This is a genomic window from Methanolapillus africanus, from assembly GCF_032714475.1.
Lineage (GTDB): Archaea > Halobacteriota > Methanosarcinia > Methanosarcinales > Methanosarcinaceae > Methanolapillus > Methanolapillus africanus.
The window spans coordinates 135,844-149,640 of the sequence record NZ_JAWDKD010000021.1 but is presented as its reverse complement, the minus strand read 5'-3'; the positions used below and the strand labels follow the sequence as shown (position 1 = coordinate 149,640).

The window sequence follows — 13,797 nt, the reverse complement described above, 5'->3', positions numbered from 1 at the left end:
GACCGAGTGACTCACCGTTTCTGCCGTAAAAATGTCCTTCAAAACTTGTCGGGATTCCGGGAGAAGCGGCCGGAACTTGAAGAAGCAGCACCCTCTTTTCATTCTCTATGAATTCATAAATTTCCGTAAATGTCATTCCATCATTGGTTTTTTCGGAAATTCTTTGTTTCAGTTCGTTTTGTTTCAAACAATTTTCCAAATACCGGGTGCCGACAACGTCATGATTTTTATCCCGAACGCCGAGAATGAGCCATCCGGATTCTTGTTTTTTTAAATTTGCTTCATTCGACAGAGCGGAAAAATATTTTCCGAGCTTTTCAAAATTAAAATCATTTTTTGCTTCCTTTAATTCGAAAACTTCCGATTCAGGCTGTTTCAGCAAAAAATAAAAAAGAGATTTGATTTCGTTTTCCGATAAAACCATTTTAAAACCCCGATGTCAACTGATATAGGACAATCGGGGTTCTTACATTTAATACTTTTTAAATTTGTTTTAATTATATCTAATATTTTGAGATAAATCCAATCACAAGCGATGATTTATAATGTATTGTTTTGATCCTTTTGGAATTTCTCGGATCTAAAACCCCAAACCGCATTTTTTATTTCCGGCGGCCGGCTGATTTTATAGTCAAATGTTTTGTTTCCATTAAATATTGATTTTGATAACCGTCCGGCGAAAACAACAACAGACATCAAAAATGTTGCCGGCGACCATTTTCCGTTAAACGTCCGGTGCATATCCAATCCGGCAATGATTGAAAATGCAATCAAGACGGATGCCGTAATGGTGGGCTGCAGATCGGACGGATTCAAAAATGCGATGAGTACGGCTGCCAGAATGGCGGCGGCAAAATAACAAATCATAAAAACAAATGACAGGTACGCCGTCATTATCGCTACCGCGAACAAAAAAGCTTTCAGTAGGCTTCTTTTTTCCATATTTATCCCTCATCTGTTTGATCCGATGCGGGAAATTAGAATAATTCAAAAAAGGAACACTCTGAATTTCCGCCATCGGCAGCAATTCAGAGTTATCTATGATTCTATTTAATACTTTTTAAATTTGTTTTAATTATATCTTATTCTTTGAGATAAATTCAACCGTTCGGTTACTTTTTCTCACTGTCGTGTTCCCGAATTTCTACACGGCGGATTTTTCCGCTGATGGTTTTCGGCAAAACATCGACGAATTCGATGACACGCGGGTACTTATATGGGGCGGTGATCTTTTTGACATGGTCCTGAAGCTCTTTTTTAAGCGCGTCGGACGCTTTGTCTTTGTAATCTTTCGTGAGAACAATCGTCGCTTTCACAACCTGGCCGCGGGTCGGGTCCGGGACGCCGGTGATGGCGCACTCGAGAACGCCGGGGTGCTGGATGAGCGCGCTTTCGACTTCGAACGGACCGATTTTGTAGCCGGAACTCTTGATGATGTCGTCGGTTCGTCCGACAAACCAGTAGTAGCCGTCCTCATCTTTCCAAGCGGTGTCGCCGGTGTGGTAGAAACCGTCGTGCCAGGAATCTTTGGTTTTTTCGTCGTCGTACTTGTAGCCGGCGAAAAATCCGGGCGGCAAGTCTTTCGGGGTGGATTTGTCAGCGTCTTTGCCGACGCGAATCACGATTTCGCCTTCTTCGCCGACGTCGCATTCTTTGCCGTCGACGTTAATGAGGACGACGTCGTAGCCGGGTGCGGGTTTTCCCATGGAGCCGGGTTTGGCTTGGATCCAAGGGAAAGTGGAGATGGAGGCGATAATTTCGGTTTGACCGTAACCTTCCATGAGCGGGAGGCCGGTATAGAGCAGGAATTTGTCGTACACTTCCGGGTTGAGCGGTTCGCCGGCAACGGTACAGTATTGAAGTGTTCCGAATTTGTATTGGGAAAGATCTTCTTTGATGAAGAAACGGTAGATGGTCGGCGGCGCGCAAAACGTGGTCACGCCGTATTTGGACACTTTTTCAAGCATATTTTTCGCGTCGAATTCATCGAAATCGTAGACGAAAACCGCGGTGCCCCAAATCCATTGGCCGTAGATTTTGCCCCAGACGCATTTCGCCCAGCCGCTGTCGGCCATGGTGTAGTGCAGGCCGTTGTTTTGGACGTTTTGCCAGTAGCCGGCGGTAATGATATGTCCGAGCGGATACGCGTATTTGTGGGCGACCATTTTCGGAAAACCGGTGGTGCCGGAGGAGAAATAGTAAAGCATGTCGTCGTTGGCCGTGACCGCGTCTTTTCCCGCGGGGCGGGCAAAGACGTCGGACGCCTCAGCCGCTTCTTTGGCAAAGTCGATCCATCCGGTTGCGCCGGCCGAGCTTTTTCCGACAACGAATTTTTTGAATTTGTCGGGGGCAGCTTCTTGAATCGCTTCGTCAAAGATCAGGTCAAGACCGCTTTCGGAAATGCTCACGACCGCACACGCCTTTGATTTTTCAAGGCGGTAGATGATATCTCTTTTCTTGAGCATGTGGGTGGCCGGAACGGCGATGGCGCCGATTTTGTGCAGCGCGACCAAACAGATCCAGAATTCGTAGCGGCTCTTGAGGGTTAAAATAACGGCGCTTCCTTTTTTGACGCCATGATTTGTGAACATGTTCGCGACTTTATCGGTTTCCCGCTTCAGGTCGCCGAACGAGAAGATTTTCTCGCCGTCATGGTCGTCGCACCAAACGATCGCGGTTTTGGCCGGGTCGTTTTCGGCGTACCAATCCACAACGTCGTACGCAAAGTTAAAGTCGTCCGGAATATTGATTTTGAAATTGTCTCTGAAATCTTCGTAGGAGTCGAACTTTGTTTTTGGGGCAAAACGGTGAACCAAATTTCCGCTTTGGTTCGCATCAGCTTCATGATTTGTATTCATAAGTATTCTCTCAAATAAAATGATAATCGGGATAATGAATTGTGAATTAATTTGAAACAATCTGATAAATAATTTGAATTATTGAAATAAATGAAACAATAACGGGATAATGTTGAAACTTTATTTTGCAAACAAATCCGATTGAATCTGTTTGCAAACGATTGAGTGGAATGTTGTGACGCTGCCTTTTCAGGCAATAATGGCTAAGAATTTGGCCGGCTTGCCGTTTAAAGCCTTCATAGCGTGCGGATAATTGGAATCGAAGAAAATAGAATCGCCTTCTTCCAGAACGATTTCGTTGTTGTGAATATAAATTTTCAGGCTGCCTTCCAAAATATAGTTAAATTCTTGTCCCGGGTGGGAGTGCAGCGACGGGTCGGTTTCTTTGGGTTCGGCCGTGACGACAAACGGCTCGATTTTTTTGTGAATAAATTTTTCCGCCAGATTTTGATATTTGTATTGGCTGCGGCGTTCGACGTTGACGCCTTTGCCGGACCGGGTCACGGTAAACACATTCATCCGGGGTTCTTCGCCCGTCAAAAGAAGAGACATGTCGACTTTGTAGTAGTTGGCGATTTCCAAGAGTTCGCTGGCCGGAATATCGGCTTTCGCGGTTTCGTATTTCAAATAAGTTTCAACGGACACGCCCAGCGCCGTTGCCAATTCTTCCGGCGACACGTCGGAGAGTTCGCGCAGTTCGCGGATTCTGTTGGCGATTTCAATAATTTTTTCCTGCATCTTTAAACACCTTTGATAAATTATAAAATACAAAATATGAAGTTTGCAGATACCTTTGGATTCATATAAATATTTGCCTTTCGATTCGGCAGCGTTTCAATTTCATTGAATTTTTCTGTTTTTAAAAATCTGATGGCATTTGTCAAAAAAACAGACAAACAAATTTATAGAAACGCCACTTATATCAATTCAATCATTATTAATCGTGATAAATATATAATTCGATTTTAATAAAGTTTGGGTAGATATAAATGAGTCAAACAACAATTGCTCGAAAACTTATGATGATTTTAATCGCCATGACGCTTCTTATCGTTTTGGCTGCAACGCCGGTAATGGCAAACGATGCGACCGTTAGCAGTGCTGCAGACGCAACATTTAATTTGACAGCATTTGCGTCATCCGGTTCCGGTCCGCACACTTTAACATTGACAAGTTCTGTTTGGGTCGGCGGAACGATTACGATTCCGGATGGAATAACAGATTTGACAATCCAAAGCGACAATTCAAATTTTGTCTTCACAGATACGAACATTGAAGCCACACCATCCAGAACAACTGCTTTAAACTTGACAATCGTCAATCTTTCGTTGGTGCCAGGAGCCGATAAAAGCGGAATTGATATTGCCAATTTGAATGCCGGCACAACTCTCTTTTTGGAAGGCACAAATGTGATCAACAAGGAGTGGACATCTGATTCTCCGGCAACATTTTTGACAGGCGTTCACATTCCTGAATCTACTTATCTGACAATTACTTCCACGTCGGGCGGTTCATTAACAACTTACGGTGGGCCGAGCAGTGCCGGAATCGGCGGTGAACCCGGCGAATCCAGCGGAAATATTGTCATTAACGGCAATGCAGTTATTTCAAGTCACGGCGGCGCCGGTAAAGTTGCCTCTAAAAGTTGGGGCGGCGGTGCCGGAATTGGCGGTGGTGGCGGCAGCCGTGATAACTTTGATTCTCCGGTTAATTATAATTTTGGAGGCAACGGCGACGTCAGCATATCTGAATCTGTTGAGATTCAATCGGTTACCGGTGGCAAAGGTGGCGGAGATGTCAACAGTTACTCCGGAGATTATATTACGGGTGGCGGTGGCGCTGCAATCGGTGGCGGTGGCGGTGGCAGTGGCGACAATGTTGGTTATTCCGGCGGTGGCGGCATCGGCAACGTTACGATCTCAAATTCTGTCGTCATTCAATCGGCTGTTGGTGGTTTTAGTTGTGCTCCTAGTCAAACCCCACGTCTTGATAGAAATGGCGGCGCAGGTGCGGCAATCGGCGGTGGCGGTGGCGGTAGCGGTGGTGGTGGCAGTCACTACATAGCCGGCTCTTATAGCACCGACGGCGGTTCAGGTAATATCATATTGTCAGATTCTGTAATTATTTATATGGTTGAAGGAGGTCATGGGGACGGTGCCGGAAGCGGTGGTGCTGCAATTGGCGGCGGCGGAGCCGGCGCTGTAGTTCAAATTTCAGACGGGGCTTCCGCCGGTAACGGCGGGACCGGCAATGTTACAATATCTGACTCGGTACTAATTAAAACTGCGACAGGCGGCAAAGGTGGAGATTCCGGCGGCGCTGCAATCGGCGGCGGCGGTGGTAGCGGTAGATCAATACAAGGTGCAGGAGGGGCTGGTAATGTCAATTTATCAGGTTCTGTACATATTGACGAGGTTATTGGCGGCCCGGGTTATTTTGGCTCGGGAGCTGCAATCGGTGGGGGCGGTGGCAGTGATTATAACGACTCCGGTCCTGACCCCGGTCCTAACAGTGGCCGTGGAGGAATTGGAAACGTTACAATTTCAGATACAGTTTTGATTTCGTCTTCTTCCGATTCTTCTTTATTCAATACTCCTGCGGTAATCGGTGGCGGAAGTGGTCATGGCTCCGGCGGCGACGGCACTGTTACAATTAAAGGCGGTACCGTCTTTGTAACGCCGACTTCCGAAAATCATGCAATCGGAGGCGGAAACGGTGGACAAGGAAACGGCGTTTCGGCGATTACCATTGACGGCGGAAGCATTTATGCGACGACGGGAACGCTTTTGGGAGCAACTCCGAAAAACCGCGAGCTTGTAGATGTTTCCGGATATACGGTTGATTTGGGAATCGGAAATGCTGAAAAATTATTCAACCTGACAAATACGGAAGTCACTCCGAATTGTGAATTTGGTTCCTATGCGGACGAGTCCGGGAAATTGTATTTGTATAAAACCGAATTTGGTTCACCGATTCTGGAAAACCCGATCACAACACAGCCGGTGAGTGTCGAAGTTGTTGCCGGACAGTCGGCAAGCTTTACGGTAATGGCGACGGGAACATGTCAGTGGCAAAAGATTATTTCCGAAACTTGGACAAATGTGACCGGCGGAACATCTGCAACATATAACATCGCTTCTGCGGCAAGTACAGATGCCGGTTCTTACAGGGTTGTTGTGACAAGCGGTTCAAACACATTTAATTCAAACGAAGTAACGTTGACAGTTCATCCGATCGTGTCAATTACAACGCAGCCGGTCAGCACGGCGGCTTTTATCGAAAATTTAGTGACGTTTACTGTTGCGGCAGACGGAGCTGATTCTTACCAATGGCAAAAATATGACGGTGTCGCCGATTGGGACGATATATCAACAGATGGAACATCTGCAACTTATACCATTAATTCTGCGGCAAGTTCAGATGCCGGTTATTACAGAGTTGTGGTGACAGGGTTGGGAGCAGACAATGAGGCAACGTCAAATGAAGTTATGTTGGCTGTTTTATCACAGCCGACGGATACGGTCGCCTTTATCGGCAACCCGGCTTCTTTCTCTGTAACGGGGACGCTTCCGACAGACTTTGAATTCCAATGGCAAAAGGACGATTCCGGAATGTTTAACGATGTTTCCGGCGAAGACGACGCGACTCTTTCAATCCTCACTGTTGCCGATACACATGCCGGCAACTATCAGTTGTTGATCAATGATTCCGCAGGTGTAACTGTTTCAACATCCGATTCTGTTTGGCTGACGGCCGTCAGCGATCCGGTCAACATCACGGAATTTGAAGGACGGGATGTGACGTTTTCCGTCACGCAAACGCCTGAAGAAGCAGATTCCGGCGTAACGCTGACTTACATTTGGTACAAATCTCCGGACACCGCAACGCCGCTCGGCTCAGCAGCGAATGAATTGGAATTGTTTGGAATTGCATTGACGGACGCTGGTTCCTATCAGGCGGAAATTGATGGCGTCACGGATTTGTCCGAAGAAGCCGAATTGATTGTTTTGGCGCAGCCCGTCGGCCAAACCATTCAGGAATTCCATGCCGCAACATTGGAAACAACAGACGTTGCCGGACTTTCTTATCAATGGTTTGTCGACAAAAACGACACGATTGGATTTGTCGAATTAACGGGCGAAACCAATGCAATTTTAAACATCGACGCACGTCTCAACATGGCCGGTTGGCAATACAAAGTCCAAGTTTCCGGAAGCGGCATTGGAGACGGCACGACGGACACCATTGAATCCGACCCCGTCACATTAACGGTGACGAAAACACCGTCAAGCGGTGGTTATGGGGCCGACGGCGTGAAAATCCTGGATGGAAATCAGTCCGGACAACAACAGCCGAATGCGGTGAACGGAACCGACGCAGCGAACGGCACCGGAACAAACGGAACAAATGCGGCGAACGGAACAAATGGTTCAAATTCAAACGGCTCGACGCAAACACCATCTTCGACAGGCAACGGTATTGAAAGCCAAAAGTCCGGTTCAACTTGGATTTGGATTGTTGCCGGCGTTTTGGCGGTTTTGGTTGTCGGCGGGGCTGCCTATTGGTATTTTGCATTGCGGCAGAAATGACGAATTAAATTAAAATAAAAGTAAGGTTTGCCGGTGAAAGAAATTTTCACCGGCTTTTTTTTATCGAATTTTAAAAGGTGGTTTGGGGTTTTCCGGAATTTCATCGGATTTTTGTAAATATAAAATCGGGCGTTGTTTTATTTCATTTTCATCCGAAAGGCGGCGGCAGGCGCGTGAGCGCCGCCGCCCGCCGGCTTCAAAAATATTGGTAACATTTTTATATATTTCGAAATATATGTGTTATCAATCATCGGAGGAATTCATTTGGAAATCACACCTAAAACCATGGGGCAAATCGTTGTTCTTGTTCTGATCATTCTGTTTGCATTGTTAGCGGCAGACGCCATTTACGGCTATTTTGTCGATGAACAGGCCGGTTCAACATGTGTGGTCCCCGCAAGCGCCGGAAACACAAGCACCATGAGTTTTGTCAATTTTAAGGAAACCGGCATTCCGATCAATTTTAATGTCAGTTGGCTTGAGTTGATAAATATATGAAAAAAGAAGTCATACTAAAAAATATTGAATAAAGATTCAGGTTGAATCTTCTCATAATTAATTTTTAAATTTGACAACAACCATGATCAAAATTAAAGCAAAGACTGGTTGCCAAATTGAAAACCCACTCATGTCTTTAGGCTCAGAAGGAGTTGTTGCGTTTGTAGCCTGTTCGACAAATTTGGCAACGATCGGAATATTCTCAATGCCTTGTTTTTTCCCTTCCTCTTGGAAAATTTCAATAATTTCAGAAATGTTTTCTTCAGGAGTTGTACAGTTCATGCAGATTGAAACCTGAATATAACCATCAACATGAGGTCCAAACCCATCAATGAATTCATATTTTTTAAGCAAACCATCAACAGCTATTTTTTCGCTGACAACATCCAATTGGTTAAACCATTCAATTGCTTCCATTCCTTGCTTTTTTGGAATTGTTCCGGAAACAATAGCTCCATTTTGTCTTTCGATTTCAAGAGCTTCCGGTTTTGTAGAAACCTTCGCTATGTCCTCCGGGCTCCGAATATATTCCGAAGACGTGCCATTTGAAAAAGGTAATCCGATTGTCATAAAAAAAATAAAACTGATGATAATAAGATATTTCATTTTTTGGCACATCATATTATCATCCATATTTAATTATCTTCCATTTTCAATGCTTCTACGCCCAATTTGCTTGTAATTTCAGAGCATGGAACGAAAATTGTTAGATTACCATAGTGTCCTTGTGTTATTCCAATTATGTATACTTTCCCCTCGCCCTCTATGTATATTGGTCCTCCACTATCCTTTTTTTGTGAAGTGGTTCCATTCATTACTCCTACTTTATCTAATGTAAACGTTACAGCTCCCGACTGTTCATCTCTAAGAGAATAATTATAATTGTATTCTATGAAATATCCGGATGTACTGGTAGTGTTTAAACCAGACCTTTTTAAAAAGTCTCCGGAAATCGGGTTTAATTGTCCTCTTACATCCACTAATTGATTATTTCCTGTGTGTATTTTTGCACTAACGGAAAATGGATGTAGTGTCGATGGTGAAATATAAATCGCATCAACTTTTTTATTTGTTGCATTTACAGATGAAGTTCCAACACCATTTAGTATGCCTACAGTTGGCTGGTAAACTGAAATATTTTGAAAATCAACTAAATGTGCAGAAGTCACAAATCCTCTTTTACTGGAATTGTTAGTTTGTTTTACAACATATCCAATTGTTCCAGGTCCTGTATAACTGCTATAAACAGAAATTCCACCTATGATCGGCCTTATTTTATCAGAGTAATAATTTGGAGCTGCTGCAAGAATATTTTTTTCTGCATTTTCATGCTCATTTTCAATTGAACTGGAAGTTTGACCCATTTCTGAACTTCTAAATACAACCGGTATATTTTTAATTTCTTTTTTTGCAGCGTATTTTTCGACAATTTCTTTCATTTCAGTTATATCTTGAGATGATACTTCATTTTGCAATTCGTCATATATTGTAATTTGGATGTATCCGTCGCAGCTTGGACCAAATCCTATAACTGTACCCCCATTGTCATAATGATATTTCTCAAAAGCTCCATCCACGGCTATTGAATATGCAATATTGTCAATTGAAATCCACCAATCATATGCATCTTCTCCTTTTCTTTCAGGAATTTCACCATATATTGCTAAGATACTTTCATCTTTTTTCAATTGGTTAAGTACTTCGGGGTTTGTTGGCGGTGTTAAATCAATTCTTTTTTGTATTTCTTCTTTTGTGAGGGGACAAGTGGGATCTTTTCTCATGTCTTCTTCGCCAAAAACAGGCATAATAAGGCTAGTTAATATTATGAATATTATCAAAAATTTTAATATTTTCAATTTCATTATGCTTTCTCCTAAATTTGCTTGCATTTGTTTAAATACTTTAAAAATCAAGGATAGGAGCGAATTCTAATTGTCAACGACTTTTGAATTCGCTCACATCAAAGCACCGAATTTTGGCAGTATCAGTGCCAACATTCGGTGGTGAGCTCCTGCCTACTTCTCACAGAAATTTCACAAAAGCATTTTATATTTTTATGTATAAATAATCTCTGTCTGTCAAAAATTATTTATTAAAAAAAATAAATTTCTTCTAAAAGCGAAATTAAATTTTTCATATTATGTAGCCTCTAATAATTGTTTTATTTTCCATTTTCTCTTTTATTTCAATCCAGTTTTTTCCGCCTCAAAAACTGAGCGTTGATGGCCACAATAACCGTTGATGCCGTCATCAAAACCGCGCCCCATGCCGGTGAAATCACGAATCCGAAATAAACGGACAGGCCGGCGGCAAGCGGAATCATCACAACGTTGTAAGCGCTCGCCCAAAAGAGGTTTTCAAGCATTTTCCGGTACGTCGCTTTAGACAGCTTGACGACTTTGGGAACGCCGCGCGGATCGTTGTTGATGAGAATGATGCCGGCGGAATCAATCGCAATGTCCGTTCCGGCGCCGATCGCAATTCCGACGTCGACTGACATCAGCGCGGGCGCATCGTTCACGCCGTCGCCGACCATTGTCACCTTTTTGTGTTCGTTTTGAAGTTCCCGAACGACGTCCGTCTTTTTCTCCGGTAAGACCTCAGCATAATATTTTGAAATGCCGAGTTCATCAGACACGCTTTTCACCACGCTCTTTGAGTCGCCCGACAGCACCATGACTTCTTTGTCCATCTCTTGAAGCTTTTTGACTGCTTCCGCCGATTCCGGACGAACGGTGTCGGACAACAAAATGGTGCCGGTGATTTTTGTTTTGCCGTTCTCCTTTTCCATCACGAAAACGATGGTTTTGCTTTCGGCCGCCGCTTTTTCTTCAGCCGCCCGAATGCTTTCCGGCAGTTCGGCGTTCAATTCCGCCGCCAAAGCCGGACCGCCGACGTAAATTGTTTTTCCGTCCACGTCCGCAACGGCGCCGCGTCCGGCAAGCGCTGAGAAGTTTTCCGCTTTAGCCGGTGTGATATTTTTCTCCTTGGCGGCATCCATAATTGCCGCAGCAATCGGGTGTTCCGATCCGGCTTCAACGGCTGACGCCCATGAAAGGACTTGTTCTTTATCGAATCCGTCTGCCGTAATAATGTCGGAAACGCCTTGTTTTCCGATGGTGAGTGTCCCGGTTTTGTCAAACAAAAATACGTTGGTTTTGTGAACATTTTCCAGCGCCGTTTGATCGCGAATCAAAAATCCGTTTTTGGCGGCCATCGTTGTTGAAATGGCGACCACGAGCGGAATCGCAAGACCCAGCGCGTGCGGACAAGCGATGACAAGGACAGTGACAACCCGTTCCAGAACGAAATCAATGGGCTGGTTTGTGAAAAATGTCCAATAAATGAATGTGACCACAGCAGCGGCCACTGCTAAAATTGTCAGTCCGAAGGCGGCTTTGTCGGCCAAAACCTGCGACTTGGATTTCGATTCGGACGCCTCTTTAACCAGTTTCATCATGCCGAAGAGGACGGTGCCGTCGCCGGTATCCGTGACCGAAAACGTCAGCGTTCCGCTGCCGTTTTGCGTTCCGGCAATCACTTTTGAATCCTTTTGCTTTTGGACCGGCCGGGATTCGCCGGTCAGCATGGATTCGTTGACGTCGGATTTTCCGGAAACGACAATGCCGTCTGCCGGAATTTTAGCGCCCGGACGAACCAAAATAAAATCGCCGGGTTTCAGCTGTGATAACGGAACCGTTCGGGTTTGGGTTTGCGTGCCGGATCCGTCCGTTACTTCGGCGGTGTCCGGCAGCAGTTTGGCCAAATCGTCCAGAGATCCCTTTGCTCGGACGACCGACACCATTTCCAGCCAGTGCCCAAACAGCATAATCGTAATCAATGTGGCGAGTTCCCACCACAAATCCATGCCGTCAACGATTCCGAACGTGACGGCGAGACTGTACAGAAAAGCAACGGTGATGGCGAGCGTAATCAGCGTCATCATACCGGGCGTTTTGTTCATCAATTCATTTTTCGCGCCTTTGATAAAGACAAGTCCGCCGTATATGAAAATAATCGTTCCGAAAAACGCCGAAATGTATTCGCTGCCCGAAAACGAAAAACTGTACCCGAATATTTCTTGAATTTGATGCGAAAAAACAAGCGCTGGGATCGTCAGAATTAAACAAACCCAAAACCGGGTCCAAAACATTTTCGGCGAATGCCCGGTATGTTTATCGTGGGCGCCGCCGCTGTGCATGTGTTCCGAATGTCCGGCTGCATCGTGTTCCATGTGTTCAGCTGTGTTGTGTTCCATGTGTTCAGCTGTGTTGTGTTCCATGTGTTCAGCTGTTTCGTGTTCCATGTGTTCAGCTGTGTTGTGTTCCATGTGTTCAGCTGTTTCGTGTTCCATGTGTTCAGCTGTGTTGTGTTCCATGTGTTCAGCTGTGTTGTGTTCCATGTGTTCAGCTGTTTCGTGTTCCATGTGTTCAGCTGTTTCGTGTTCCATGTGTTCCGGCATATTATTTTCCGAATTCCCATGCCCATGGTGTTGTTTATGATTTTCTTCCGCCATTGAATCACCTGTCAGAAATATTTATAAAATTTAAATTATATTTTGTATTCTGCAATATATAAATATTCAGTTTTGAAAAAAATCTGGCGCAATTCTTTTTATATTTCATTCGCCGTCTCCTTTTTTATCAAAAAGGTGAATTTTATGACAAATCAAAAAACAATCGCGATTATCTGTTCGCTTTCAGACGTGGCCAGCGTCAATATCAAAGACAATCTCCTCAAAGCCGCAACATGGACGGTCAAAGAATTGCCGTCCGAAGACGCAATGAAAGAAGCGCTTTCTCTTTTTCCGCCGACCGAACCGTCCGAAGAAACCATGCCTTCGGCTCATGAATTTTTAGGAACCAATCTGTTCACCGGCATTTTTGAGCTGCAAGCCTCTGATGTGCTTTTCCGGCTGATTCTCTTGGATGGCAAACACATTTTCCAAGACCGGTTGGACCTGCGGCTGAAACATCTGAATATGCCGGCCGATCAAATTATTTTTGCGTCCAAGCACCGCAGCAAAAGCGAAACCAAAGCGCTTACCGTTCATCCGACCGGAAACGCGGGCGAGTCGGCGCTCGGCGGATTCCCTCAGAGTTTGTCCGTTCCGATGCCGCTTGAAATGAAAAAAATGATTTTGGCGATGGCCGATTTGAACGAGCGGCTCGGGCTTGCGTTTGACGTCACGATGGAAGTCACCCATCACGGTCCGACGGCTTTGTCCGTTCCGTCCATGTTTGCCGAAATCGGCAGCACGGAAAACGAATGGGGAATCCCGCTGGCCGGCGAAATTATCGCCCAATCAATCCTGTCGCTCTCTTCCGATTTCGGTTTTGATTTGACGCGTTCGGATACATATTTGGAACTCGTTTCCGATCCGGTTTTGGCGGTCGGATTCGGCGGCGGACATTATGCGGAGCGTCAAACCAAAGACTTGTTCCGGACAAAACTGGCGTTCGGACACATTTTTCCGAAGCACCAGCTGGACGTTTTAACGGAAACGGTTGTTTCGGACGCCTTTTTGAAAACCGGTGCAAACATCGCTTTTTTTGACAAAAAATCCATGAAAGGCGACGACCGGCGGCGTCTTTTTGAGATGATTTCCGCGATGGGGTATCGGGTCTTGTCGGACAAAGAAGCGGCAGCAGAGTTTGGTTTGTGTCGGTTTGATGAAGCGGGCGACTGATCGGGCCGTTTTGAAGGCGGGCATTTAAATAGATTTTTTGCTGAGAAAAAACTATTTATAAGACTCTTGCAATTTTATATATATTGTATTATTTATGTATATTTAAAAAATAATTTGAATATTTATCAATAAATAATACAAAACGTCAAAAAATTTGACAAAC

Annotated in this window: 9 protein-coding genes and 1 pseudogene; 3 read left to right on the top strand and 7 right to left on the bottom strand. The window is 44.9% G+C overall.

The annotated features are described in order from the left end of the window. Nucleotides 1–16: 16 nt before the first annotated feature. The 4 genes and pseudogenes from MsAg5_RS09395 to MsAg5_RS08085 form a co-directional block, all read right to left on the bottom strand. Nucleotides 17–424 (bottom strand): annotated as a pseudogene (locus MsAg5_RS09395) (AlbA family DNA-binding domain-containing protein); the annotation flags it as partial. 116 nt (nucleotides 425–540) lie between these two features. Continuing rightward, on the bottom strand, nucleotides 541–867 hold the full coding sequence (locus MsAg5_RS08095; RefSeq protein ID WP_338100120.1) for a hypothetical protein: 327 nt from the start codon (nucleotides 865–867) through the stop codon (nucleotides 541–543). 245 nt (nucleotides 868–1,112) lie between these two features. Then, nucleotides 1,113–2,858, bottom strand: coding sequence for an AMP-binding protein (locus tag MsAg5_RS08090; protein WP_338100119.1), 1,746 nt, complete (start codon nucleotides 2,856–2,858; stop codon nucleotides 1,113–1,115). Nucleotides 2,859–3,047: 189 nt separating this feature from the next. Next, nucleotides 3,048–3,596: a helix-turn-helix domain-containing protein gene (locus tag MsAg5_RS08085; protein WP_338100117.1), complete on the bottom strand. Its 549-nt coding sequence runs from the start codon at nucleotides 3,594–3,596 to the stop codon at nucleotides 3,048–3,050. Between the two features lie 251 nt (nucleotides 3,597–3,847). Here MsAg5_RS08085 and MsAg5_RS08080 point away from each other — a divergent pair, with 251 nt between their 5' ends. Together MsAg5_RS08080 and MsAg5_RS08075 are read left to right on the top strand one after the other, a co-directional pair. Then, nucleotides 3,848–7,447 (top strand): beta strand repeat-containing protein, encoded by a 3,600-nt coding sequence (locus MsAg5_RS08080; protein WP_338100116.1) that lies wholly within the window; start codon nucleotides 3,848–3,850, stop codon nucleotides 7,445–7,447. A gap of 264 nt (nucleotides 7,448–7,711) precedes the next feature. Next, a complete protein-coding gene (locus MsAg5_RS08075) occupies nucleotides 7,712–7,945 on the top strand; it encodes a hypothetical protein (RefSeq protein WP_338100115.1) in 234 nt (77 codons plus the stop codon). Nucleotides 7,946–8,002: 57 nt separating this feature from the next. Here the strand turns inward: MsAg5_RS08075 and MsAg5_RS08070 are convergent, their stop codons facing one another. The 3 genes from MsAg5_RS08070 to MsAg5_RS08060 form a co-directional block, all read right to left on the bottom strand. Continuing rightward, nucleotides 8,003–8,578 carry a hypothetical protein gene (locus MsAg5_RS08070; protein WP_338100114.1) on the bottom strand — a complete coding sequence of 192 codons (576 nt, stop codon included), beginning with the start codon at nucleotides 8,576–8,578 and terminating at the stop codon, nucleotides 8,003–8,005. Between the two features lie 2 nt (nucleotides 8,579–8,580). Next, the gene (locus tag MsAg5_RS08065; RefSeq protein ID WP_338100113.1) at nucleotides 8,581–9,834 is read right to left on the bottom strand and encodes a chymotrypsin family serine protease; all 1,254 of its coding nucleotides are present in this window, start codon (nucleotides 9,832–9,834) and stop codon (nucleotides 8,581–8,583) included. Nucleotides 9,835–10,130: 296 nt separating this feature from the next. After that, the gene (locus tag MsAg5_RS08060; protein ID WP_338100112.1) at nucleotides 10,131–12,461 is read right to left on the bottom strand and encodes a heavy metal translocating P-type ATPase; all 2,331 of its coding nucleotides are present in this window, start codon (nucleotides 12,459–12,461) and stop codon (nucleotides 10,131–10,133) included. A gap of 144 nt (nucleotides 12,462–12,605) precedes the next feature. On the opposite strand from MsAg5_RS08060, the gene MsAg5_RS08055 reads away from it, so the two are divergent. Beyond that, a complete protein-coding gene (locus tag MsAg5_RS08055) occupies nucleotides 12,606–13,634 on the top strand; it encodes a D-aminoacyl-tRNA deacylase (RefSeq protein ID WP_338100111.1) in 1,029 nt (342 codons plus the stop codon). Nucleotides 13,635–13,797: the final 163 nt, after the last annotated feature.